17 protein-coding genes are annotated in these 24,771 nt (G+C 70.2%); 9 read left to right on the forward strand and 8 right to left on the reverse strand.

Annotated elements, in window-relative coordinates:
• Positions 1–268: 268 nt before the first annotated feature.
• Complete coding sequence (locus ABZT93_RS11560) at positions 269–1,933, forward strand: M4 family metallopeptidase (protein ID WP_356102336.1); 1,665 nt, start codon at positions 269–271, stop codon at positions 1,931–1,933.
• Positions 1,934–2,004: 71 nt separating this feature from the next.
• The gene (locus ABZT93_RS11565; protein WP_356102339.1) at positions 2,005–2,514 is read left to right on the forward strand and encodes a DUF1990 domain-containing protein; all 510 of its coding nucleotides are present in this window, start codon (positions 2,005–2,007) and stop codon (positions 2,512–2,514) included.
• A gap of 30 nt (positions 2,515–2,544) precedes the next feature.
• On the opposite strand, the gene ABZT93_RS11570 is transcribed toward ABZT93_RS11565, so the two are convergent.
• Complete coding sequence (locus ABZT93_RS11570; protein ID WP_356102343.1) at positions 2,545–5,163, reverse strand: glycosyltransferase family 1 protein; 2,619 nt, start codon at positions 5,161–5,163, stop codon at positions 2,545–2,547.
• 332 nt (positions 5,164–5,495) lie between these two features.
• Here ABZT93_RS11570 and ABZT93_RS11575 point away from each other — a divergent pair, with 332 nt between their 5' ends.
• The 5 genes from ABZT93_RS11575 to glgB all read left to right on the forward strand — a co-directional run bounded on the left by ABZT93_RS11575 (position 5,496) and on the right by glgB (position 15,029).
• On the forward strand, positions 5,496–6,698 hold the full coding sequence (locus ABZT93_RS11575) for a S8 family peptidase (RefSeq protein ID WP_356102346.1): 1,203 nt from the start codon (positions 5,496–5,498) through the stop codon (positions 6,696–6,698).
• A gap of 216 nt (positions 6,699–6,914) precedes the next feature.
• A complete protein-coding gene (locus ABZT93_RS11580; protein ID WP_356102349.1) occupies positions 6,915–9,044 on the forward strand; it encodes an alpha-1,4-glucan--maltose-1-phosphate maltosyltransferase in 2,130 nt (709 codons plus the stop codon).
• Positions 9,041–10,741 carry a maltose alpha-D-glucosyltransferase gene (gene treS / locus ABZT93_RS11585; protein WP_356102352.1) on the forward strand — a complete coding sequence of 567 codons (1,701 nt, stop codon included), beginning with the start codon at positions 9,041–9,043 and terminating at the stop codon, positions 10,739–10,741. Before ABZT93_RS11580 ends, treS begins: the two co-directional genes overlap by 4 nt.
• A gap of 95 nt (positions 10,742–10,836) precedes the next feature.
• Positions 10,837–12,225: a maltokinase gene (locus ABZT93_RS11590; protein ID WP_356102355.1), complete on the forward strand. Its 1,389-nt coding sequence runs from the start codon at positions 10,837–10,839 to the stop codon at positions 12,223–12,225.
• A 32-nt stretch (positions 12,226–12,257) separates the two neighbouring features.
• Entirely contained in the window at positions 12,258–15,029 is a 2,772-nt protein-coding gene (gene glgB, locus ABZT93_RS11595) for a 1,4-alpha-glucan branching enzyme (protein ID WP_356102358.1), read from the forward strand.
• Between the two features lie 73 nt (positions 15,030–15,102).
• Here glgB and ABZT93_RS11600 read toward each other — a convergent pair whose 3' ends face one another.
• The 5 genes from ABZT93_RS11600 to ABZT93_RS11620 form a co-directional block, all read right to left on the reverse strand.
• Complete coding sequence (locus ABZT93_RS11600) at positions 15,103–16,518, reverse strand: cytochrome (protein WP_356102361.1); 1,416 nt, start codon at positions 16,516–16,518, stop codon at positions 15,103–15,105.
• Between the two features lie 55 nt (positions 16,519–16,573).
• Positions 16,574–18,814: a UvrD-helicase domain-containing protein gene (locus ABZT93_RS11605; RefSeq protein WP_356102906.1), complete on the reverse strand. Its 2,241-nt coding sequence runs from the start codon at positions 18,812–18,814 to the stop codon at positions 16,574–16,576.
• 167 nt (positions 18,815–18,981) lie between these two features.
• Positions 18,982–19,314 (reverse strand): thioredoxin domain-containing protein, encoded by a 333-nt coding sequence (locus tag ABZT93_RS11610; protein WP_356102363.1) that lies wholly within the window; start codon positions 19,312–19,314, stop codon positions 18,982–18,984.
• Complete coding sequence (locus tag ABZT93_RS11615) at positions 19,311–19,739, reverse strand: MerR family transcriptional regulator (RefSeq protein WP_356102366.1); 429 nt, start codon at positions 19,737–19,739, stop codon at positions 19,311–19,313. The genes ABZT93_RS11610 and ABZT93_RS11615 overlap by 4 nt, the downstream gene beginning before the upstream one ends.
• Before the next feature lie 408 nt (positions 19,740–20,147).
• Positions 20,148–20,804, reverse strand: a complete 657-nt coding sequence (locus ABZT93_RS11620) for a maleylpyruvate isomerase family mycothiol-dependent enzyme (RefSeq protein ID WP_356102910.1) — start codon at positions 20,802–20,804, stop codon at positions 20,148–20,150.
• Between the two features lie 126 nt (positions 20,805–20,930).
• On the opposite strand from ABZT93_RS11620, the gene ABZT93_RS11625 reads away from it, so the two are divergent.
• Positions 20,931–21,371 (forward strand): MarR family transcriptional regulator, encoded by a 441-nt coding sequence (locus ABZT93_RS11625; protein ID WP_356102369.1) that lies wholly within the window; start codon positions 20,931–20,933, stop codon positions 21,369–21,371.
• 187 nt (positions 21,372–21,558) lie between these two features.
• Here the strand turns inward: ABZT93_RS11625 and ABZT93_RS11630 are convergent, their stop codons facing one another.
• Entirely contained in the window at positions 21,559–22,356 is a 798-nt protein-coding gene (locus ABZT93_RS11630) for a DUF2127 domain-containing protein (protein ID WP_356102370.1), read from the reverse strand.
• Between the two features lie 198 nt (positions 22,357–22,554).
• Here ABZT93_RS11630 and ABZT93_RS11635 point away from each other — a divergent pair, with 198 nt between their 5' ends.
• Positions 22,555–23,172 (forward strand): TetR/AcrR family transcriptional regulator, encoded by a 618-nt coding sequence (locus ABZT93_RS11635; RefSeq protein ID WP_356102372.1) that lies wholly within the window; start codon positions 22,555–22,557, stop codon positions 23,170–23,172.
• Positions 23,173–23,306: 134 nt separating this feature from the next.
• Here ABZT93_RS11635 and ABZT93_RS11640 read toward each other — a convergent pair whose 3' ends face one another.
• Positions 23,307–24,710: a cation:dicarboxylase symporter family transporter gene (locus ABZT93_RS11640; protein ID WP_356102913.1), complete on the reverse strand. Its 1,404-nt coding sequence runs from the start codon at positions 24,708–24,710 to the stop codon at positions 23,307–23,309.
• Positions 24,711–24,771 lie beyond the last annotated feature (61 nt).

Consider the following 24,771-nt stretch of genomic DNA (forward strand, 5'->3'; position numbering starts at 1 on the left):
TCAGGGCGCCGTCCCGGGGGTTCGAAACCCCGGGGCGGCGCCCTCTTTTTACCCTCCCATGACCGACGTCCTGTTGGCGCTTTACCCAGGTCAACTCGCTTTACATGCCTGCAATGTTCATTCAGCCGTCGACTTTCAGCCAACATCACTTGGGGGTCATGACATGTACGCGCCTTGATGCCACGCTTCCTCACAACCGCCGCACAACTTCACAACCACCCCGGAAGGCAACCCCACGCCCTCCGGGCTCCCCCACGAAGGAGCTTGTGTGACCCCCCTCTACGCGCGTCACAAGCGCACCACCCTGGCCATCGCCACCGCCGTCGCGGCCGGGGCCCTGCTCACCACCGGCATGACCGCCGGTGCCGCCTCCGCCCAGACCCCGGCGGAGTCGAGCGGCAAGGCCACGCTCGCCGCCCCGGTCCAGCTGTCCTCGGCCGCGCGCACCTCGCTCATCAAGGAGCGCCAGGCCACCGCCGCCGACACGGCCCAGGAGATAGGCCTCGGCACCAAGGAGAAGCTGGTCGTCAAGGACGTCGTGAAGGACGCCGACGGCACGGTCCACACCCGCTACGAGCGCACCTACGCCGGCCTGCCGGTCCTCGGCGGCGACCTCGTCGTCCACGAGTCGAAGTCCGGTGCGACCCAGGGCGTCTCCAGAGCGACGAAGGCCACCATCAAGGTCGCCTCCGTGACTCCGAAGATCACCGTCGCCAAGGCCGAGAAGCAGGCGCTGACCGTCGCCAAGGCCGCGGGCTCGGACAAGGCCGCCGCCGACGGCGCGCGCAAGGTGATCTGGGCCGGCTCGGGCACCCCCGTCCTCGCCTACGAGACGATCGTCGGCGGCTTCCAGGACGACGGCACCCCGAACCAGCTGCACGTCATCACCGACGCAGCCACCGGCAAGAAGCTCTTCGAGTACCAGGGCATCGAGAACGCGACCGGCACCGGCAAGAGCCTGTACTCGGGCACGGTCAGCCTGGAGACCACACTCTCGGGCTCGACGTACCAGCTGACCGACGGCTCGCGCGGCAGCCACAAGACGTACAACAAGTCCCACGGCACCAGCTCGTCGGCGGGCACGCTGTTCACGGACGCCGACAACACGTGGGGCACCGGCACGGCCTCCAGCTCCGCCACCGACCAGACGGCGGCCGTCGACGCCGCCTACGGCGCGGCGGAGACCTGGGACTTCTACAAGTCCACCTTCGGCCGCAGCGGCATCAAGAACAACGGCGTCGCGGCCTACTCCCGGGTGCACTACGGCAACCAGTACGTGAACGCGTTCTGGGACGACAGCTGCTTCTGCATGACGTACGGCGACGGCGAGGGCAACGTCGACCCGCTGACCTCGCTGGACGTGGCCGGCCACGAGATGAGCCACGGCGTCACCTCGAACACGGCGGGCCTGAACTACTCCGGCGAGTCCGGCGGCCTGAACGAGGCCACCTCGGACATCTTCGGCACCGGCGTGGAGTTCTTCGCCAACAACTCGTCCGACAAGGGTGACTACCTCATCGGCGAGAAGATCAACATCAACGGCGACGGCACCCCGCTGCGCTACATGGACAAGCCCAGCAAGGACGGCGGCTCGGCGGACTCCTGGTCCTCCTCCGTCGGCAACCTGGACGTCCACTACTCGTCCGGTGTCGCCAACCACTTCTTCTACCTCCTCTCGGAGGGCAGCGGCGCGAAGACGATCAACGGCGTGTCCTACAACTCGCCGACGTCCAACGGCTCCACGGTCACCGGCATCGGCCGGGACAAGGCGCTGCAGATCTGGTACAAGGCGCTGACGACGTACTTCACGTCGACGACCAACTACAAGTCGGCGCGCACCGGCACGCTCTCCGCGGCGTCCGCCCTGTACGGCTCCACCAGCGCCGAGTACAAGGCGGTGGCGGCGGCCTGGTCCGCGGTCAACGTGAGCTAGTACCCGGAGAGGCTCCACGGGCGGTACCCGGAACGAAGGCATTTCCGGGTACCGCCCTACTCTTGGGTCCCATGTCCTTCACGTACGACGACGTCGGCGCGACCCGGCGGAGCGGTTTCTGCCCGCCCGGCTTCCACCCCCTGCATGTCCGCACGCGCATAGGCGAGGGCCACGACGTCTTCCGGAAGGCCTCCGAGGCGGTCCTGACCTGGGAGATGCACCGCGCCCTCGGCGTCGGCATAGACGCCACCGCGGACCGCGCGGCCCCCGACGTGGACGTCACGGTCACCCTGGCCGGCGTCATCAAGGCCCCCTGCCGGGTCGTCTGGACCGTCGAGGAACACCGCCGCGCGGGCTGGGCCTACGGCACCCTGACCGGCCACCCCGAATGCGGCGAGGAGTCCTTCGTCGTCGACCGCACGGGCGACGGCACGGTGTGGCTGACGGTGTCGGCCTTCAGCAAGGGCGCGAAGTGGTACTCCCGCGCGGGCGGCCCGGCGACGCGCGGACTCCAGCACGCTTACGCACGGCGGTGCGGGGCCGTACTGCGCAGGCTGTGCGGCGGAGAGGACGCGGGCTGAGGCCGACGGCCCGGCCCGCGCCCCCTTCGCTCACCGCATCAGCACCCCCGCCCCCTCCACCGCGTCCTCCGAAGGCACCGCCACCAGCCCCAGTTCCGCGCCCGACGCCAGCAGCGGATGTGCGGGCAGGATGCGGACCGTGTAACCGAACGGGCCCGTGCGGTCCAGGGACAGGGGGCCTTCGTAGACCCACCGGCCCTCCGGGTCCGGGCCGCCCACCGGCTTGAGCGGGACCGTCGCCGCGTCCGCGATGCGGTCCGCCTCGTCCACGCGGCCGGAGACCGCCTGGATCTCCACATCGTCCGGGCCGAGGGCGCCGAGGCCGACGCGGACCCGGAGTCCGAGCGTGGTGCCGAGTTCGGCCGTGGTCGTCGCGGCCGTGGTCTCCACATGGTCGACCGTCACGCCGTGCCACTGCGTGCGCACCCTGGCCTTCCACTCCGCCAGTTCGCGCGCCGCGTCCGGGGCCATCGCGCGGTGGGCGTGGGCCGCGGGGGCGTAGAGGCGTTCCACGTACTCGCGGACCATACGGCCCGCAAGAACCTTCGGGCCCAGCAGGGTGAGCGTCTGGCGGACCATCTCGATCCAGCGGTCGGGCAGACCGCCCTGGCCGCGCTCGTAGAAGCGGGGGGTCACCCGCTGTTCGAGGAGTTCGTAGAGGGCGTCGGCCTCTATGTCGTCGCGGCGGTCGGGATCGGTCCCCACGCCGTCCGCCGTCGGGATCGACCAGCCGAAGTCGGGCTGGAACCACTCGTCCCACCAGCCGTCGAGGACGGACAGGTTCAGGCAGCCGTTCAAGGCCGCCTTCATCCCGCTCGTCCCGCAGGCCTCCAGCGGCCGCAGCGGGTTGTTGAGCCAGATGTCGCAGCCCGGGTAGAGCTTCTGCGCCATCGCCATGCCGTAGTCGGGCAGGAAGACGATCCGGTGGCGGACCCGCGGGTCGTCGGCGAACCGCACCAGCTCCTGGACCAGCCGTTTGCCGCCGTCGTCCGCCGGGTGCGCCTTGCCCGCCACCACGATCTGGATCGGGTGCTCGGGGTGCAGGAGCAAATCCATCAGCCGGTCGCGGTCCCGCAGCATGAGGGTCAGGCGCTTGTACGACGGGACGCGGCGCGCGAACCCGATGGTCAGCACGTCGGGGTCGAGGACGCCGTCGATCCAGCCCAACTCCGCCGTACCGGCACCCCGTTGACGCCAGGACGCGCGCAGCCGCTCGCGCACCTCCGTCACCAGTTGCTCCCGCAGGGAGCGGCGCAGTTCCCAGATGTCCTGGTCGGGGATGTCGCCGACGGCGTCCCAGCGGTCTGAGCCGCCGACGGTCAGCGCGTCCTCGGTGCGCTGGGCGCCGATCTGCCGGGCACCGAGCCGGAACACCTCGGGCGCGACCCAGGTCGGGGCGTGCACCCCGTTGGTCACGGAGGTGATCGGCACCTCCTCGGGGTCGAATCCCGGCCAGAGTCCGGAGAACATCTCCCGGCTGACCTGCCCGTGCAACAGGGAGACACCGTTGGCGCGTTGGGCCAGGCGCAGGCCCATCACGGCCATGTTGAAGAGGTTGGGTTCGCCGCCCGGGTAGGTCTCCATGCCGAGGGCGAGGATGCGGCCCACGTCCATGCGCGGGAGCTCGGCGTCGGCGCCGAAGTGCCGGGCGACCAGTTCGCGGTCGAAGCGGTCGATACCGGCCGGGACGGGGGTGTGCGTGGTGAACACGGTCCCCGCGCGGACCGCCTCCAGGCCCGCGTCGAAGTCCAGCCCCTGGTCGCAGAGCTCGGCGATCCGCTCCAGGCCGAGGAACCCGGCGTGTCCCTCGTTGGTGTGGAAGACCTCGGGGTCGGCGTGCCCGGTCAGCCGGCAGTACGTCCGTACGGCCCGGACACCCCCTATCCCCAGCAGCATCTCCTGGAGCAGCCGGTGTTCGCTGCCGCCGCCGTAGAGCCGATCGGTCACCCCGCGTTCGCCGAGGTCGTTCTCCTCGACGTCGGAGTCCAGCATCAGCAGGGGCACCCGGCCGACCTGGGCGAGCCAGATCCGGGCGTGCAGCTGCTTGCCTCCGGGCAGGGCCAGCGACACCTGTGCCGGGGTGCCGTCGGCCTCCCTCAGCAGCGCCACCGGCAGTTCGTTGGGGTCGAGGACCGGGTAGTGCTCCTGCTGCCAGCCGTCCCGGGACAGGGACTGGCGGAAGTAGCCGTGGCGGTACAGCAGACCCACGCCGATCAGCGGCACGCCCAGGTCACTGGCGGCCTTCAGATGGTCGCCGGCCAGGATTCCCAGACCGCCGGAGTACTGCGGCAGGGCGGCCGTGACGCCGAACTCGGGCGAGAAGTAGGCGACGGCGGCCGGGAGTTCACCGGTGTGGGCCTGGTACCAGCGCTCACCGGTGACGTAGTCGTGGAGGTCGTCGGCGGCCGCGGTGAGCCGGCGCAGGAAGTGGCGGTCCTCGGCGAGTTCGGCGAGCCGGGCGGGCCGCACGCTGCCGAGCAGCCGTACGGGATCACCGCCCGACGCGGCCCAGTGCTCAGGATCGACGGACTGGAAGAGATCACGGGTCTCCGCGTGCCAGGACCAGCGCAGGTTGCGCGCCAGATCACTCAGGGGCCGCAGGGCATCGGGGAGTACGGGTCGGACGGTGAATCGACGGATCGCCTTCACATTCCACCTCGGCGAGCGTGCGGAGTGGGACACACGGCGGTGTGCGTCCTGTCGTCAACCCCGACCGTATCCGGGCGGAGGGTCTCGTCACCACGGCGCAGTTCACGGCAGAAGGCCGTGTCGCCCGCAAGCCGCTCCGGATCGAACAGTCCTGAAATCGCCGCAACCTCCCCACGTCCTCCCATAGCCGATATGGCCGATTACACCCCCACAGGCGTCCTTGTGGTACTTCACACCGCACGAGAGGCTTCCCCATGGCGTACCGGCCGGCACCGGGTGCTCCCGGTGGACCGCGGCCGGCGTACGCCGAGCTGAGGAGGGGAACGCAAGCCATGGCACGGACGCGAGATCGGCGTCTGCGCTGGGTGGGGGGCCTGACCGCGGCGAGCTGCGCCGCGGCACTTTCGGCCATCGCCCCACCCGCGCACGCCGTACCGGAGGGGCGGATACTCGGCGCCGGAGAGCCCGGCTCCGTCAGCGGGAGTTACCTGGTGACACTCAAGGGGGGAACGAAGGCCCCGTCGGCGGCCGGAAAGGGCCTCGCCGAGAAGTACGGGGCGAGAATCAGCCATACCTACGGCACGGTTCTCAACGGCTACGCGATCGAGGCCGACGAGAGACAGGCCGGCCGGCTCGCGGCGGACCCACGGGTCGCCTCGGTCGTCCAGGACACCCGGGTGACCCTGGAGGGCACCCAGAAGAACCCGCCGTCCTGGGGCCTGGACCGCGTCGACCAGCCGAAGCCGTCGCTGGACAGGTCCTACACCTGGCCGCGGTCGGCGGGCGCCGGGACGACGGTGTATGTGATCGACACCGGCATCCGGATCTCCCACAAGGACTTCGGGGGCCGGGCGTCCTACGGATGGGACTTCGTCGGGGGCGACGGTTCGGCGGGCGACGGCAACGGCCACGGCACCCATGTGGCAGCCACGGTCGCAGGCACCGGGTACGGCGTCGCCAAAAAGGCGGGGGTGGTCGCCGTACGCGTCCTCGACAACGCCGGAACAGGCACGACGACCCAGGTCATCGCCGGTATCGACTGGGTGACGCAGCATGCGCGCAGGCCGGCGGTCGCCAACCTCAGCCTGGCCGGGTATCACAGCGCCGAGCTGGACGCCGCCGTACGCGCCTCCATCGCCTCCGGGGTGACCTACGTGGTCGCCGCGGGCAACGACGGGCTGTCGGCCGGGCTCTACTCGCCCGCGGACGTGCCCCAGGCGATCACGGTCGGCGCGACCGACGCCAAGGACAGGCGGGCGGGCTTCTCCAACTACGGCTCGGCCCTCGACCTGTTCGCACCAGGAGTCTCCATCACCTCGGCGGGCATCGCAGGCGACACCGCCAGGGCGACCTTCTCGGGTACGTCGATGGCGGCCCCGCACGCGGCGGGCGCGGCCGCGCTCTACCTGGCCGACCACCCGAGGGCCACTCCGGCACAGGTCGGCAAAGCCCTGGTGAAATCGGCGGCCTCCAGGAAGGTGTCCGGCCGGGGACCCGGTTCACCGGACAGGCTCCTTCAGGTGCCCGGTTCTTAGGGGAAGTGTCCGCAAGGCGGCCCCGTTCGGCCGGAACGGGGCCGGTTTTGTGTAAAGACATACGCGTGAGTAGTTAGCAAAGTGCCGGATTGCCCACCCGAATAGGGTGGGAAGGCTCCTCCGGTACACGCCTCAGGTAGGTTCACTGAGACGCCACGCAGGACCCCCTCCCCACATCCATCCGCCCACCCGAAGTTGACGCGGACAGGAGCGGTCATGCCCGCCACGCACCACTCGTCAGCACCCCTGACGACCAGCACCGACGCATCCACCACCCACCCCGTCGACCCCGGACCACCGCTCCAGGAGCGATCCTCCACGGAAGCGGGTCCGGCCACGGCCGTCGGGCGCATACCCGTCCTGGACGTCCGCCCGGTCGTCCAGCGCGGACGCCGGCCCGCCAAGGCGGTCACCGGTGAGACGTTCGAGATCTCGGCCACCGTGTTCCGCGAGGGTCATGACGCGGTCGCCGCCAATGTCGTACTGAGGGATCCGGAAGGCCGCGCCGGACCCTGGACCCCCATGCGCGAACTGACCCCCGGCACCGACCGCTGGGGCGCCACCGTCACCGCCGGCCCACCGGGCCTGTGGACCTTCACCGTCGAGGCCTGGGGTGATCCGATCACCACCTGGCGGCACCACGCCCAGATCAAGATTCCGGCCGGCATGGACACCGAGCTGGTCCTGGAGGAGGGCGCCCGGCTCTACGAACGGGCCGCCGCCGGCGTCCCCGACGACGGGCGCAACGGCGTGATCCTCGCGGCCATCCGCGCCCTCCGCGACGAGACCCGGCCGGCCGCCGCCCGCCTCGCCGCCGCGCTGACGCCGGAGGTGGACGCGGTCCTGGCTCGGTACCCGCTGCGGGAGTTGATCACGGCGTCGGAGTCGCTGCCGTTGCTGGTGGAGCGGGAGCGGGCGTTGTTCGGGTCGTGGTACGAGTTCTTCCCGCGTTCGGAGGGCACTGCGGAGCGGCCGCACGGCACGTTCCGTACGGCGGCCCGCCTGCTGCCGGCGATCGCCGCGATGGGCTTCGACGTGGTGTATCTGCCGCCGATCCATCCGATCGGCACCACGTTCCGCAAGGGCCGCAACAACACCCTGTCCGCCGGGCCGGACGATGTGGGGGTGCCGTGGGCGATCGGTTCGCCGGAGGGCGGTCACGACGCGGTCCACCCGGACCTGGGCACGATCGAGGACTTCGACTGGTTCGTCCGGGAAGCCCAGGAGCACGGGCTGGAGATCGCGCTGGACTTCGCGCTGCAGTGCTCGCCGGACCATCCGTGGGTGCAGAAGCATCCGGAGTGGTTCCACCACCGCGCCGACGGGACCATCGCGTACGCGGAGAACCCGCCGAAGAAGTACCAGGACATCTACCCGATCGCCTTCGACGCGGACCTGGAGGGTCTGATCGCGGAGACCACGCGGGTGCTGCGGCACTGGATGGACCACGGGGTGCGGATCTTCCGGGTGGACAATCCGCACACCAAGCCGGTGGTGTTCTGGGAGCGGGTGATCGACGGCATCAACGCCACCGACCCGGACGTGATCTTCCTGGCGGAGGCGTTCACCCGCCCGGCGATGATGCACACCCTGGCCCAGATCGGTTTCCAGCAGTCCTACACGTACTTCACCTGGCGCAACACCAAGCAGGAGCTCACCGAGTACCTGACCGAGCTCTCGGGTGAGGCGGCCTCCTACATGCGGCCGAACTTCTTCGCCAACACCCCCGACATCCTGCACGCCTTCCTCCAGCACGGCGGCCGTCCCGCGTTCGCGCTGCGCGCGGTGCTGGCCGCGACGCTCTCGCCGACCTGGGGCATCTACTCCGGCTACGAGCTGGCCGAGCACACCCCGCTGCGCGAGGGCAGCGAGGAATACCTCGACTCGGAGAAGTACCAGCTCAAGCCCCGGAACTGGGACACCCCCGACAGCCTCGCCCCCCTGATCACCCAGCTCAACACCATCAGGCGGGACAACCCGGCCCTACGGCAGCTGCGCGATCTGCACTTCCACCACGCGGACAAGGACGAGGTGATCGCGTACTCGAAGCGGAGCGGCTCGAACACGGTTCTGGTGGTCGTGAACCTCGATCCGCACCATACCCAGGAGGCCACGGTCTCGTTGGACATGCCGCAACTCGGCCTGGACTGGCACGAGTCGGTGCCGGTGCGCGACGAGCTCACCGGTGAGACCTATCACTGGGGCAGGGCGAACTACGTGCGTCTGCAGCCCGGCGGGGCACACGTCCTCGTGGTCGGCTGGGGGTCCGGGGGTCATCCCCCGGGTGAGCACAGCACCGTCCTGCGACCGTCCACCCCGCAGATCGGAGGGTCACCCACAACATGATCGTCAACGAGCCCGTCCACGACACCTTCGAGGACACCCCCGCCAAGGACCGGGACCCGGACTGGTTCAAGCGGGCGGTCTTCTACGAGGTCCTCGTCCGCTCCTTCCAGGACAGCAACGGCGACGGCGTCGGCGACCTGAAGGGCCTGACCGCCAAACTCGACTACCTGCAGTGGCTGGGCGTCGACTGCCTGTGGCTGCCGCCGTTCTTCAAATCGCCGCTCAGGGACGGCGGCTACGACGTCTCGGACTACACCGCCGTGCTGCCGGAGTTCGGTGACCTCGCCGACTTCGTGGAGTTCGTCGACGCCGCCCACCAGCGCGGCATGCGCGTCATCATCGACTTCGTCATGAACCACACCAGCGACCAGCACCCGTGGTTCCAGGAGTCCCGCAAGGACCCCGACGGCCCCTACGGCGACTACTACGTGTGGGCCGACGACGACAAGCAGTACCAGGACGCGCGGATCATCTTCGTCGACACCGAGGCCTCCAACTGGACCTTCGACCCGGTCCGCAAGCAATACTTCTGGCACCGCTTCTTCTCCCACCAGCCGGACCTCAACTACGAGAACCCGGCCGTCCAGGAGGAGATGATCTCCGCACTGCGGTTCTGGCTGGACCTGGGCATCGACGGCTTCCGCCTCGACGCCGTGCCGTACCTGTACCAGCAGGAGGGCACCAACTGCGAAAACCTTCCGGCAACCCACGAGTTCCTCAAGCGGGTCCGCAAGGAGATCGACGCGTCCTACCCGGACACGGTGATCCTGGCGGAGGCCAACCAGTGGCCGGAGGACGTCGTCGACTACTTCGGCGACTACAAGTCCGGCGGCGACGAATGCCACATGGCCTTCCACTTCCCCGTCATGCCCCGCATCTTCATGGCCGTCCGCCGCGAGTCCCGCTACCCCGTCTCGGAGATCCTCGCCAAGACCCCGGCCATCCCCCAGAACTGCCAGTGGGGCATCTTCCTGCGCAACCACGACGAGCTGACCCTCGAAATGGTCACCGACGAGGAACGCGACTACATGTGGGCCGAGTACGCGAAGGACCCACGGATGCGCGCCAACATCGGCATCCGCCGGCGCCTCGCCCCCCTGCTCGACAACGACCGCAACCAGATCGAGCTGTTCACCGCCCTGCTGCTGTCCCTGCCCGGCTCGCCGATCCTCTACTACGGCGACGAGATCGGCATGGGCGACAACATCTGGCTCGGCGACCGGGACGCCGTACGCACCCCCATGCAGTGGACACCGGACCGTAACGCAGGCTTTTCCTCCTGTGACCCCGGGCGGCTCTATCTGCCGACCATCATGGACCCGGTCCACGGCTACCAGGTCACCAATGTCGAGGCGTCGATGGCGTCGCCCTCGTCGTTGCTGCACTGGACCCGCCGGATGATCGAGATCCGCAAGCAGAACGCCGCCTTCGGCCTCGGCTCGTACACCGAGCTCCCGTCGTCGAACCCGGCGGTGATCGCGTTCCTGAGGGAGTACGAGGACGACCTGGTCCTGTGCGTGCACAACTTCTCCCGGTTCGCGCAGCCGACCGAACTGGACCTGAGCGCCTTCAGCGGACGGCACCCGGTCGAGCTGTTCGGCGGGGTGCGGTTCCCGGCCATCGGCGAGCTGCCCTACTTGCTGACGCTCGGTGGGCACGGGTTCTACTGGTTCCGGCTCCGCAAGGACGCCGCGTAGCCGACGAGGATCGGGCGGGGCGGTTTCCACCGCTCCGCCCGGGGCACGCATCAGTAACACCCCGACCAGCCAGCCCGGGGAAAGGACGCCACGCCATGTCGGAAGCCGTCACCCGTACCGCCACGACAAGTCCAGGCCTCCTCGCCTCGCTTGATCCACTCCTGCGGGAGTGGCTGCCACGGCAGCGCTGGTTCGCGGGCAAGGGGCGCCCGCTCACCGGGTTCTCCCTGGTGGCGGCCACCGAGCTGCTGCCACCCACCGCCAAGCTCGGCCTGTACCACCTGCTGGTCCGCGCCCACCAGCCGCTCACCGTGGGCGCCCCGCCGCACCCCGGGGACTGCTACCAGCTGCTCATAGGCGTGCGCGAGGCGCTGCCGCCCCGGCTGGCGCCCGCGCTGATCGGCCATGTCGAGGAGGGGCCGCTCACCGGCCGCACCGCGTACGACGCCCTCCACGACCCGCTGCCCGCCGAACTGCTCCTGGAGGCCATCCGCTCCGGGACCCGGATCGGCGGGCTCTGTTTCGAGCGGGACCCGCACCAGGAGATCCGGGAGGGTCTGGTGGCCCGGGTGATGACCGCCGAGCAGTCGAACTCGTCGATCGTCTACGGAGATACGTTCATCCTGAAACTCCTGCGCCGCATCGTGCCCGGCGTCAACCCCGACCTGGAGCTGCCGCTGGCGCTGGCCCGCGAGGGCTGCCCCCGGGTGCCCGCGCCGACGGGGTGGCTGCGGGCGGAGCTGGCGGGTGAGTCGTACACCCTCGGTGTGCTCCAGCCCTTCGTGCAGGGCGCGTCGGACGGCTGGGAACTGGCCCTGCGGGAACTCGCCAAGGGTGAGGACTTCAGTGCCGAGGCGCACGCTCTCGGGCGGGCCACCGCCGAAGTGCACACCGCGCTCGCCCGCGCGCTGCCGACCGTGACACTCGGCCACCAGCAGTTGCAGCTGCTGGTCGACGGCATGATCGAGCGGCTGGAGGCGGCCCTCCAGGCGGTCCCCGCGCTACGCCCGCACGCGCCGGGCCTGCGCTCCGCGTTCACCGCGCTGGGGGATCTCGCCGCCGAGGGCAGCACCTGGACCGCGCAGCGCATCCACGGCGACCTCCACCTCGGCCAGTGTCTGCGCTCGGCCGCGGGGCACTGGTCGCTGATCGACTTCGAGGGCGAGCCGTCCAAGCTGCTCTCCGAGCGTCGGCTGCCGCAGCCCACGGCCCGGGACATCGCCGGGATGCTGCGCTCCTTCGACTACGCGGCACACTCGACCGACCTGCCGGTACCGGGCTGGACCGAGGCGTGCCGGGCCGCATACTGCTCCGGATACGCCGAGGTCAGCGGCGTGGACCCGCGGACCGATCCGGTGCTGCTGCGCGCGTACGAGATCGACAAGGCGATCTACGAGGTCGTCTACGAGGCCCGGCACCGCCCGGACTGGCTGCAGGTGCCGATGGCCGCGGTGGCGCGGTACGCGACAACCGACCTGATCTGACCGACCCGACTCCCGCCGAGGAGGCTTTACCCGTGACTCCGCCCACCCCCAGCGGCTCGGAACCGAAGAAGACTGCGAAGAAGAAGGTCGCGGAGAAGGCAGTGACCAAGAAAGCCTCGGCGAAGAAGGCGGAGCCGGTGGTCAAGAAGGCGACCGCGAAGAAGGCTGGCGCCGGGAAGAGGACTGCCGGGAAGACGACTGTCGGCACCGCGGCTGCCGAAACGGTCCGTGCCGTGAAGGCCGGTGCCGAGAAGGTCGGCGCCGAAGCGGCCGGTGCCGTGAAGGCCGTCGCAAAGGGGGGCAGCGGCGAGAAGGCCGTGGCCAAGAAGGCTGGTGCCGAGAAAGCCGTGGCCAAGAAGGCTGGTGCCGAGAAAGCCGTGGCCAAGAAGGCGCTGGTCAAGGAGGCAGGCGTCGACAAGCCGGCCGTGAAGAAGGCCACCGCCAAGAAGGCCGCCGCGAAGAAGGTGACGGCCAAGAAGACAACCGCCAAGAAGGTGGCGGCCAAGAAGACCCCGGTGCCGAAGGCGGCCGGTGAGAGCCCCGTGGCGGAGCCGGTCGCAGTGCCGGTCGCGGAGCCGGTCCCCGCACCGGACGCATCCCTCTCGGTCCCGGCCGCGTCACCGGAGGTACCCGCCGACGACCGGGACCGGCTGCTCTCCGGCACCCACCACGACCCGCACGGGGTGCTCGGCGCGCACCCGGTTCCCGGCGGGGTGGCTTTCCGGGTGTTCCGCCCGTACGCCCTCGGTGTCACGGTCGTGGCCGGGGACGTGCGGGCCGAACTGCACGACGACGGTGACGGCTTCTTCTCCACCCTGCTGCCGATGCGCGAGATCCCCGCCTACCGGCTGCTCGTCGCGTACGAGGAGACGGTCCAGGACACCGAGGACGCCTACACCTTCCTGCCCGCGCTCGGCGACCTCGACCTGCACCTGCTCGGCGAGGGCCGGCACGAGCAGCTGTGGACGGCCCTGGGCGCGCGGCCCATGACCCACCAGGGCGTGCCGGGAACCCGCTTCACGGTGTGGGCGCCGAACGCGCGCGGTGTGCGAGTGGCCGGCACCTTCAACTTCTGGGACCCCTCGGCGTTCGCGATGCGCTCGCTGGGCTCCACCGGCGTCTGGGAGCTGTTCGTGCCCGGCGTCGGCGAGGGCGAGCTGTACAAGTTCGAGATCACCCGCCCCGACGGCTCCAAGACCCTGCGCGCGGACCCGCTGGCCCGCCGCACGGAGGTCCCGCCCAACACCTCCTCGATCATCCACGCATCGCACCACGAGTGGGGGGACGGGGAGTGGCTGGCCCGCCGCGCGGAGGGCGCTCCCGCGCATGAAGCCGCCTTCTCGGTCTACGAGATCCATCTCCCGTCCTGGCGACCGGGCCTGACGTACCGTCAGCTCGCCGAGCAACTGCCCGCCTACGTCAAGGACCTGGGCTTCACCCACGTCGAGCTGATGCCGGTCGCCGAGCACCCCTTCGGCGGCTCCTGGGGCTACCAGGTCACCGGCTTCTACGCGCCCACGGCGCGTCTGGGCACCCCCGACGACTTCAAGTACCTCGTCGACGCGCTCCACCAGGCCGGCATCGGCGTACTGATGGACTGGGTGCCGGCCCACTTCCCGCGCGACGACTGGGCGCTCGCCGAGTTCGACGGCCGCACCCTGTACGAGCACGAGGACCCGCTCCGCGCGGCGCACCCCGACTGGGGCACGCTGGAGTTCGACTACGGCCGCCGCGAGGTGCGCAACTTCCTGGTCGCCAACGCCGTGTACTGGTGCGAGGAGTTCCACATCGACGGCCTGCGGGTCGACGCGGTCGCCTCGATGCTCTACCTCGACTACTCGCGCGAACCGGGCCAGTGGATCCCGAACGTGCACGGCGGCCGGGAGAACCTGGACGCGGTGGACTTCCTCCAGGAGATGAACGCGACCGTGTACCGTCGGGTGCCGGGCGTGGTGACGATCGCGGAGGAGTCGACGGCCTGGGACGGTGTGACGCGCGCGACGCACCACATGGGCCCGGGCGGCTTCGGCGGTCTCGGATTCGGCCTGAAGTGGAACATGGGCTGGATGCACGACTCGCTGGACTACATGGCCCACGAGCCCGTGCACCGCAAGTACCACCACCACGAGATGACGTTCTCGATGGTGTACGCGTACAGCGAGAACTACGTCCTGCCGATCTCCCACGACGAGGTCGTCCACGGCAAACGCTCACTGGTGTCGAAGATGCCGGGTGACTGGTGGCAGCAGCGGGCCAACCTCCGCGCCTACCTGGCCTTCATGTGGGCGCATCCCGGCAAGCAACTCCTCTTCATGGGACAGGAGTTCGCCCAGGGCGCGGAGTGGTCGGAGGCGCACGGGCCCGACTGGTGGCTGCTGGACCCGGCGTACGGGGCCGAGGCCGACCACCGGGGCGTCCGCGACCTGGTCCGCGACCTGAACGTCGTCTACCGCCACACCCCGGCCCTGTGGCAGCGCGACACGGACCCCTCTGGCTTCCAGTGGATCGTGGGCGACGCGTCCGAGGACAACGTCTTCGCCTTCCTGAGGTTCGACGCGGAGGGCTCCCCCCTCCTCGCGGTCACCAACCTCTCCCCCGTGGTCCGCCCCGCCTACCGGCTGGGCGCCCCGGACGACGTCCCGGCCTGGCTGGAGACCCTGAACACGGACGCGGCGAGGTACGGAGGCGGTGACGTCACCAACCCGGACGTGGTGAAACCGGACCCCACCCCCTGGCACGGCCGCCCGGCCAGCATCCAGGTGACCCTCCCACCCCTGGCCACGGTGTGGCTGCGGCCGGCGTAGGGATCGACTGCCGCTTCTCAGACGCCGGAGGGGCCGATTTCAGCCCGTCCGGCGTCTGAGGGGGCGGACACTCTCAGCGGCCGACGAACATCAGCTTGCGCAGTATCGCCAGCAGTCCGCGGGGTTCATGTTCCGTCGCCGAAGTCGCCGTAGTCGCCGAAGTCGCCGAGTTCAGGGACGGCGTCGTACGCCGGGGCGCGGCAGTCACCCCCGCCCCCAGCTCATAGCGCACCGGCAACAACCGCAACCCCCGCACCACCGGCCCCGACCGCCACGGCAACTGATCCGGCGGCAGGGTCAGCTCCGCGCGGACGAAGTGATCCAGCACCCTCCCCACCGCGGTAGTCACGATCAGCCCGCCCAACTCCCGTGCCGCACTGGGGCATTGGTGCGGACCCGCACCCCACCCCAGATGCGCCCGGGTGGACACCGCGGAGCCCACGAGGTGCGAGGAACCGAGCGCCAGCAGGTCACGGTGGGCGGCCGCGGCGGACGGGGACACCGCGTCCCCCGCCCGCACCCACACCTCCCCCAGCCGCACATCCCGCGCCGCGAAGCGGAAGCACATGTTGGCCACCGGAGGATTCGCCAGCGCCGCCCGGTTGACCGTTTCTCCCAGTTGGCCCGCCGAAAGGCTGCGCCGGACCGTCGCGTTGCCGCGCAGCACCTCCAGCAGGGTGTTGAGCACCATGTTCCCGGTGATGTCGTTCAGGTACACGGCGTTCATGAACAGCTCCCGCCCGAGTTGCTCGTCGCTCAGCCTGGGGTCCGCGAGCAGCATGTAGGACGTGAGGTCGTCACCCGGCCGGGCCCTGCGATGCGCGGCGAGACGGGTGAAGGCTCCCAGTGCGCGCGCCGTCGCCGGCCCCGAGTCGGGCCCTCCGTCGAGCATCCGCCACAGGTCCATGACCAGCTCGTCGCCCAACTCCACGGGACAGCCGAACAACTTGGTCGTGACCATCAGCAGCAACGGCCTCGTGTACTGCGCCCCGAGGTCGGCGAACCCCACCGCCCCCGACTCCGCCGCCAGCATCCCGACCAGTTCGTCGGCGTACCGCGCGACGGCGACCCGCAGCTCCCAGCCCTCCGGACTCCGCGCGTCCTGGAAGGGGCTCAGCGCCGAGTGGTGCGTACGCCGGGAGCCCAGATGCTCCTCGTCGTCCATGAACATCGTCTGCCGGACCTCGTAACCGGCCAGCAGCGGCCAGTCCCGCGGCAGCCGCCCCTCGGCCCGCGCCCGCCAGTACCGGATGTCCCGCCGCCACAGGGTCTCGTTCCGCAGCACCTCGGTGACCTCGGTGTACCCGAGCACCAGCCATACCGGCACCCCCAAAAGACCGACCGGCGCGACCGGTCCGTAGGTGCCGCGCAGTCGTTCGTACACCGCGCCGGGGTCGACGTCGAACTCGGCGGTGAGCAGCGGCTCGACGGGCAGCGACCCGAGTGCGGGGCCGCCGGCCGGCGGGGTCGTGTGGGAATGGGCTTCCATACCGAACACGCTTACCGCACCGGCCGTGCACACGCAGTGACCATGGCGTGAACTGTTACGTCACGGTGATCCCTGGGACGGATGTGTCGACCAGGGCCTTCGGCAGCCGGCCCGTGTGCAGCACCCCCAGCCGCTGGGTCGCCCGGGTCAGCGCCACATACAGGTCGCTCGTGCCGTACAGCCCCGGCTCGACCACGAGCACGGAGTCGAATTCGAGCCCCTTCGACTGCCGGGGGTCGAGGAGTACGACGGTTCGTGTCAGGTCCGGCTCCGCGCCCGCCGTCACCCCGTCGAGCCGGGCCGCCAGCCTGCGGTGCAGATGGCGCGGGGCGATGACCGCGAGCCGCCCCTCGGCGGGGGTCAGCTCCTTCACCGCCTGCGCGACCGCGCCGGGCAGGTCGTCGGTGGCGCGCACCCAGGGCCGTACGCCGGTCGAACGGACCGAACTCGGGGGTTCGAAACCGGGGTTCTCCGCGCGCACCACGGCCGCCGCGAGCTCCATGATCTCCGCCGGGGTGCGGTAGTTGACACCCAGCCTCGCGTGCTCCCAGCGGTCCTGGACGTACGGCTCCAGGATCTCCTGCCATGACCCCACGCCCGCCGCCTCCGCGGTCTGCGCGGGGTCGCCGACCAGGGTCATCGAGCGGGTCGGGCTGCGCCGCATGAGCAACCGCCAGGCCATCGGCGACAGTTCCTGCGCCTCGTCGACGATGATGTGCCCGAACGCCCAGGTGCGGTCGGCCGCCGCGCGCTCGGCGGCGCTGCGGTGGTCGTCCTCCTCCTGCCGTTCGGCGAACCGCTCGGCGTCGATGATGTCGTGCGCGGACAGGACCTCGGAGTCCTCCTCGTCCTTGTCGTCGAACTCGTAGGTGCGCGAGGCGTACGACACGTCCAGCACGCCCTGCGCGTACGCGACCTGACTCTCGCGCTCGCGCTCGGCCCGGGCGCGCGCCAACCGCTCGTCCACACCGAGGAGTTCGGCCGCCTCGTCGAGCAGGGGCACGTCCGCCACCGTCCAGCCGCGGGTCACCGGGCGGCGGATGGCGGCCGCGTCCTCGTCGGGGAGGTGGCCGACGGGATCGGCGAGGAAGTCCGCGACCAGCCGCTGCGGGGTCAGACGTGGCCACAACTGGTCGATGGCGGCCCAGACCTCGGGGTTCTCGGCGAGTTCGTCGCGGATCTGCGTGATGTCGCTCGGGTCCAGCAGATTCGTCCCGTCGAACGGGTCCGTGCCGATGCGCTCGGCGACCATGTCGGTGAGCGTGTTGAGGATGTGGCCCTCGAAGTACTCACGGGCCACGTTGTGCGGCAGCCGGGCGGCCCGGGTCTTCTCGCGGGCGACCTTGACCAGGCCGTCGTCGAGCATGAGGATCTCGCGGTCGTGCTCGATCGCGATCACCGGGTCGGGCAGCGCCTGCCAGTCGCGTACGACGTCGGCGAGGACGTCCGCCATGGCGGCACGCCCCTTCACCGCGGCCGCGGCGCGGCTGTCGGTCGCCGTCGCCTTCACACCGGGGAAGAGCTCCCCGACCGTCGCGAGCAGCACGCCCGTCTCGCCCAGCGAGGGCAGCACCTCGCCGATGTAGCCGAGGAAGGCCGGGTTGGGGCCGACGATCAGCACGGCCCGCTTGGCCAGCAGCTCCCGGTGTTCGTACAGGAGATACGCGGCCCGGTGCAGGGCGACGGCGGTCTTGCCGGTGCCCGGGCCGCCCTCGACCACCAGGACCCCGCGGTGGGGGGCGCGGATGATCTCGTCCTGTTCGGCCTGGATGGTCTGCACGATGTCGCTCATGCGGCCGGTGCGCGCGGAGTTGAGCGCGGCGAGCAGGACGGCGTCACCGGTCGGGTCCTCGTGGCCGGTCCGTTCCTGGTCGCCGAGGTCGAGGATCTCGTCGTGCAGGTCGGTCACCCGGCGGCCCTCGGTGCCGATGTGCCGACGGCGGCGCAGGCCCATCGGGGTGTGGCCGGTGGCCAGGTAGAAGGGGCGGGCGACGTCGGCCCGCCAGTCGATGAGGATCGGGGTGCGGTCGGCGTCGTCGTTGCGCAGTCCGATCCTGCCGATGTGGTGGGTGATGCCTGAGGTGAGGTCGATCCGGCCGAAGCAGAGGGAACCGTCGACCGCGTTCAGCGCGGCCAGCAGCCCCGAGCGCTCGGCGACCAGGATGTCCCGCTCCAGCCGGGCCTGCATGGGGGTGTTGCCCTGGCCGAGCGCGTCCGTGACGGAGGCCTCGGTGTCGCCGCGCAGGGCGTCCACATGTGTGTACAGCCCGTCGATGAATTCCTGTTCCTGCCGCAATTCATCGTCCGGAAAGCCGGTGTTTGACAATTCCACTCCCGCCCGGATATACTCTGCTCACTGAGCTTCTTTGCGACTCGATATGCATGAAGTCGCGAACCATTCAATATACGCAAAGAAATCCCCTGGACGCAATCGTCCGGGGGATTTCTCTGTATTGCGTCAGCTCACAGGACGTCCGTGAGCTCCTCCAACAGCCGCCGCTTCGGCCGCGCCCCCACCATCGAGCGCACGGGCTCCCCGCCCCGGAACACCATGAAGGTGGGCATCGACAGCACCTTGTAGGCGTTCGTGGTCAGCGGATTGGTGTCGACGTCCAGCTGCACCACCTTGAGCCGCTCGCCCTCCTCCGCGGCGAGAGCCGCGAGCACCGGCCCCATCTGCCGGCACGGCGGACACCAGTCGGCGGTGAACTCCACCAGCACCGGCAGCTCCGAACCGAGCACCTCCGTCCCGAAGTCCGTGTCCGTCACCTCGGCCACACCCGCTGCCCTGATCACCTGTGGTCCCCTCCCAGTTCGCACACCGGCTCCGGACCGCCCGGAACCTCCGCGTCGGCGGCCAGCACGGCGCGCGCCCGCTCGGCCCGCTCCAGCTGCTGCCCGACCTGGGCACGCACGGTCTGCAACTCACCGATCAGCGCGTCCAGTTCACCGAGCTTGCGCCGGTAGACCGCGAGCGAGGCCGGGCACGAGTCGCCCTCGGGGTGACCGGCCCGCAGACACTCCACGAACGGCCGTGTCTCCTCCAGGTCGAACCCGAAGTCCTGAAGCGTCCGGATCTGCCGGAGCAGCTTCAGGTCGTCCTCGTCGTAGGTCCGGTAGCCGTTGTGCCCGCGCCGCGCGGGCAGCAGACCCCGCGCCTCGTAGTAGCGCAGCGTCCGCGTGGTGGTCCCGGCCCGTGCGGCCAGCTCGCCGATTCGCATGCCTACGAACGTAGTCCTTGACGCCGACGTCAAGGCAAGAGCGGTCCGCGCGGCAGCGGGGACGGCCCCCATTGCTCGATTTCCATTGCGGCGAGGGCGGCGGCAGGCGGAATCGGTTTCCGCGGTGGACCCCTGCTTTCCCTTTACGGCGGTCAGCGTGGCCCCCGTTCCGTGCGGGGACGACGACTTCACCGGGCGGCCGGCCGACCACGCCGACCGTATCCGCGCACACGAGCCCATCGCCGCATGGGCAACACCGGCGGCGAGTGGCCTTGCCGGCGGAAAGGCGCGACAGGGCCGTGTCGAAGGGGGTGCCAGGGCCGCTCGGAGCCAAGCCCGGCCTGTACGGGGGCGACGGCCTGGGGGCCGCCTCCGTCCCCGTCCGGCTCGATCAGCCCCCACTCCCCGTCACCGGGAAGCCGTGACCCCCGTCCACGGCTCCCCGGTGCGATCGGCCCACTCCCGGGCCGCCTCCGGGCGCCCGGTGAGCAGCAGGAGGAGGGGCGTGATGGGACCGCGGATCTCCTCACCGGCCCCACGCGTCCATGCGATGTCGGTGGCGACGAGCCGTGCCTTCGGCAGGGGCCAGGGGCGCGGCGGGAACCGCATGGTCCAGACCCGGTCGGCGGCGTCCCGCGCGGCCGCCGGCGGCACCGCGCGGTCACGGCCGAGGGCGAGGGTGATGTCCTGACCGTGGACGAGGAGGTCGAGGAGGGGTTCGTGGGGTGAGGTGGTGGGCGCGAGGCGCCGGGAGCCGATGATCGAACGGAGGTTGGCGACGATCTCGGCGACCGGCAGTTCGGCCTCGCGGACCGCCGAGTCGTGGATCATCCGGTTCCAGTTCCCCCGGGCGCGGACCATCTCCCGTACGACCTGTCCGGTGGAGAAACGCGCCGCGACCGTCAGATGCGCGGCGACGTCCCTGACCCGCCAGTCCCCGCACCGCGTGCGCGTCTCCCACTCCTTCGGGCTCAGGCCCTCCAGCAGGTCGGCCAGGCTCGCCCGCTCCCGGTCGACGACCTGCCAGAGCTCGTCGGTGTCCAGCACTGCGCCCACGGGAATCACCCACCTCAAGTGGTAAGCTTCTCTGACCAAAGTAGTCAGAGACTCTGACCAATGTCAAGCGCTGTGAGTTCAAGCAAACGCGAGTTCAAGCAGTGTGAGTGCAAGCAGCGCGAAGGAGCGTCGACGATGGTGGCCGAGAGCGAGCTCAACACGGGGCTGCTCCTGTTCCTCCCGTACCGGGCCCTGGAGAATCGAATCTTCGCCGCGCTCGCGGAAGCGGGGTTCGACGACTTCACGCCCGCCCAGGCCCGGGTCATGCAGCGGATCGGCCCCGAGGGCACCCGGCTGACGGAACTGGCCGAGCAGGCCCAGATCACCAAGCAGACCGCGGGCTTCCTGGTCGACCAGCTGGAGAAGTCGGGCTACGTCACCCGCGTCCCGGATCCGACCGACAAGCGGGCCCGGCTGGTGCGCGGGGCGGCGAAGGCGTGGGCGGCGAAGGAGGTCGCCGACGGGGTGGTGGCGGAGGTGGAGAAGGAGTGGGAGGAACACCTCGGCAGGCGCCGTATGAAGCAGCTGCGCGAGGCGCTGACGCTGCTGCGGGAGATCACGGATCCGTGGGCCTAGCGGCCCCCGGCGTCGGCGAGGGCGGTCAGCGAGGTCCCGGCGGGCGCCGAACAGCGCGCGATCCGGTCGGAGCGGAGGTCGGGAGAGCCGCCGGGTCCCTGCCTCGCTGAATCCACTCCGCCCGGGTCTCGGCCTCGACCCGCCCTCGGCCCCCACTCGCGCGCCTACTGCCGTGCCCGGGGCGCCTTCACGGCTGTGGGGACCCCTGACCGGACGCACTGAGTTCACGCAGCCCGCCGGCCTCCTCGACCTCCAGCAGCGACGCGCTCTGCCGTTCCTCCTCGAAGGCCCGGTGGCCGCCGCGCAGGCCGAACAGGCGCTTGACCAGGAGGATGTAGAGGACGGCGAGGATGTTGAGGAACAGGGTGGCGATCTTCAACCAGCTGATGCGCTCGGTGAGTTCGTAGATCTCCAGCGGGAGGAAGGCGGCGGTCGCGACCACCGTCAGGTACTCCGCCCAGCGCTTGGCGTACCAGAGGCCGACCGCCTCGACGAGCTCGATGAGGGCGTACGCCAGCAGCAGCACCGCGACGAGGACCAGGGTGCTGTGCTTGTACCCGAAGGTCTTCTGAAGGGTGTCGACGATCGGTGAGTGGTCGAGGTCGTAGTGGAAGTGCCTGAACACCGGCCGGAAGACGTCCAGATACTCGTCGAAGAGCCTGCGCACCGAATCCTGGCTGTTGCTGAACTTCCACACCGCCACCGCGGCCAGCACGATGAACACCCCGCGCACCGCCCGCTCGATCGCGAGGAAGCGCAGCACGAACAGGTCCCTGAGCACCTTGCCGCGCGGCACCAGGGGCGCGTGGTCCGCGGGTCCCGAGCCGTGCGGCTCACCGAGGGCGAAGTCCCCGCAGCGCAGGCAGCGCCACGCCCCGCCCAGGGCGGTCTCGGCGTGCAGCCGCTCCCTGAGGCGGGGTTCGTCCGGCGCGTACGTCACATGACCGCGGCGCGCACAGGTCCGCCGGTCCCAGTCGATCTTCATCCCCCGTGTGCCTCCGATGGAAAAGCGTGCCGTCCGAGGTCGGCACGCTAGTGGCCCCGGGTAAGAGTTCGGTGAGTCTGCGGGCACCGATCAGTTCCTTGTCTTGCACAGCGATGTCCACTTTCTCGATGACGTGGTGTGCCGTGCCGTGGGACGCCTGCTGCACAACGACGTGCAAGTGCGGCCGGGAAGGGCACAATGGCGCCCATGACCACGGGCCACTCCAGTCGCGCCGACGCCAACCGCCGCCGCATTCTCGACGTCGCACTCACCGAGCTGTTGCGGGACCCCGACGCGTCCATGGACCGGATCGCGCGCGCCGCGGGCGTCGTACGGCGGACCGTGTACGGCCACTTCCCGAGCCGTGAGGCGCTGATCGGCACGCTCGTCGACGGGGCCGTGGAGGCGGTGGCGGACGCGCACGCGGCGGGCCGCGAGGGGGCTCAGGACCTGGCGCAGGCCGTGGCGGGTTCCGTGCTCGCGGTCTGGAAGGTCGCCGACCGCTATCGCGTCCTGGTCACGCTCGCCCAGCGCAGCGTCACCGTGCAGGGCATCCGCGAACGGCTCGCCCCCGTGCGCGAGGCCAGCACCGAACTGCTCCAGCGCGGTCTGGACGAGGGAGTCTTCGTCTCACCGCTGCCCGCTCCCGCCCTCGCCTACGTCCACGAGCAGATGATGTTCGCGGTGATGGAGGCGGTGAACGACGGGCTGCTGGACGCGGAAGAGGCGGGCCGCTCCACCGCGGTCACCCTTCTGACCGCGGCGGGCGTACCCGCCTCTCTGGCCACCGCGCTGGTGGCGAGACTGAGCGACTGAACCCCTTCGGCAAGGGGGTCCGGGCGGCCGAGCTACGGGGGAGTACTCGGCCGCCCGGGGCGGGAGCCGGGCCCGGGTTCAGGTCGGGCCCGGCTCGGTTCTGTGTGGCCCTGCGGCCATCGGCGTCCGGCCGCTCAGGCCTTGGCCAGCTCCTTCTCGCCGCCCTGCTCGGGGATGTCCGCCGTGGTCTCCTCGTCGTGATCGAGGAGCGTCGTCTCATCGAAGGGCAGGTGACCGGCGAGCACCTGGTCGACGCGCTCGCGGTCGATCTCCTTGGTCCAGGTGCCGATCAGGACGGTGGCGACGGCGTTGCCCGCGAAGTTGGTCAGGGCGCGCGCCTCGCTCATGAAGCGGTCGATGCCGACGATCAGGCCGATGCCGTCCACCAGGGCGGGCTTGTGCGACTGGAGACCGCCGGCCAGGGTCGCGAGACCGGCGCCGGTGACACCGGCGGCGCCCTTCGAGGCGACGAACAGGAAGAGCAGCAGCGGGATCTGCTCGCCGATCGACATCGGGGTGCCCATGGCGTCGGCGATGAACAGCGAGGACATGGTCATGTAGATCATGGTGCCGTCGAGGTTGAACGAGTAGCCGGTCGGGATGGTGATGCCGACCACCGGCTTGCTGACGCCCATGTGCTCCATCTTCGCGATGATCCGCGGCAGCGCGGACTCGGAGGAGGAGGTCGACAGGATCAGCAGGAACTCGCGGCTCAGGTACTTGAAGAGCGTCAGGATGTTCAGGCCCGCGACCAGCCGCAGCAGGGTGCCGAGCACGATGAAGACGAACAGGAAGCAGGTGATGTAGAAGCCGACCATCAACAGCGCGAGATCCTTGAGCGCGTCCACTCCCGCGGAGCCGACGACGGCGGCCATCGCACCGAAGGCGCCGACCGGGGCGGCCCACATCACCATGGCGAGGACCCGGAAGACGAGCCGCTGGATGTGCTCGACACCGCGCAGGACCGGCTGTCCGACCGGCCCCATGGCCTGCAGCGCGAAACCGACGAGCAGGGCGACGAGCAGGGTCTGGAGCACCTCGCCCTCGGTGAAGGCGGAGACGAAGGTGGTCGGGATGATGCCGAGCAGGAACTCGGTGGTGTCCTTGGCCTCCGCGCTGACCTGCGCGTGGCCGACGTCCTTGACCGCGTCGGTCACGGCGAGGCCGGTGCCCGGGTCCAGGATGTTGCCGACGACCAGGCCGATGCCCAGCGCGACCAGCGACATGATCGTGAAGTAGATCAGCGCGATACCGCCGACGGCGCCGACCTTGGCGGCCTTCCGTACCGATCCGATACCGAGCACGATCGTGCAGAAGATGATCGGCGAGATCATCATCTTGATCAGGTTCACGAACCCGGTGCCGATCGGCTTCAGCTCGACCGCGAAGTCGGGTGCGACCAGGCCGACGGTGATGCCGAGGGCAACCGCGATGATCACCGCGATGTACAGGTAGTGAGTGCGGTCCTTTTTGACTGCGGGTGCCGTATCGGGGGTGCTGGCGGCCACGGCTGCCCTCCTTGACGTCTTCGTCGGCATGACCGGCGTGCGGCTCACGTCCGGGCTTTTAGGGGAATGCCGTGACTATCTCCCGCCCTGT

Origin of the sequence: Streptomyces sp. NPDC005303, from assembly GCF_040607335.1 — a bacterium.
Classification (GTDB): Bacteria; Actinomycetota; Actinomycetes; order Streptomycetales; family Streptomycetaceae; genus Streptomyces.

Excerpts from the sequence above, each read along its gene's own strand:
- ABZT93_RS11565 (WP_356102339.1), top strand. The coding sequence starts at position 2,005 with ATGTCCTTCACGTACGACGACGTCGGCGCGACCCGGCGGAGCGGTTTC.
- ABZT93_RS11575 (WP_356102346.1), top strand. The coding sequence starts at position 5,496 with ATGGCACGGACGCGAGATCGGCGTCTGCGCTGGGTGGGGGGCCTGACC.
- ABZT93_RS11580 (WP_356102349.1), top strand. The coding sequence starts at position 6,915 with ATGCCCGCCACGCACCACTCGTCAGCACCCCTGACGACCAGCACCGAC.
- treS (WP_356102352.1), top strand. The coding sequence starts at position 9,041 with ATGATCGTCAACGAGCCCGTCCACGACACCTTCGAGGACACCCCCGCC.
- ABZT93_RS11590 (WP_356102355.1), top strand. The coding sequence starts at position 10,837 with ATGTCGGAAGCCGTCACCCGTACCGCCACGACAAGTCCAGGCCTCCTC.
- ABZT93_RS11600 (WP_356102361.1), bottom strand. The coding sequence starts at position 16,518 with ATGGAAGCCCATTCCCACACGACCCCGCCGGCCGGCGGCCCCGCACTC.
- ABZT93_RS11615 (WP_356102366.1), bottom strand. The coding sequence starts at position 19,739 with ATGCGAATCGGCGAGCTGGCCGCACGGGCCGGGACCACCACGCGGACG.
- ABZT93_RS11625 (WP_356102369.1), top strand. The coding sequence starts at position 20,931 with ATGGTGGCCGAGAGCGAGCTCAACACGGGGCTGCTCCTGTTCCTCCCG.
- ABZT93_RS11630 (WP_356102370.1), bottom strand. The coding sequence starts at position 22,356 with ATGAAGATCGACTGGGACCGGCGGACCTGTGCGCGCCGCGGTCATGTG.
- ABZT93_RS11635 (WP_356102372.1), top strand. The coding sequence starts at position 22,555 with ATGGCGCCCATGACCACGGGCCACTCCAGTCGCGCCGACGCCAACCGC.
- ABZT93_RS11640 (WP_356102913.1), bottom strand. The coding sequence starts at position 24,710 with ATGCCGACGAAGACGTCAAGGAGGGCAGCCGTGGCCGCCAGCACCCCC.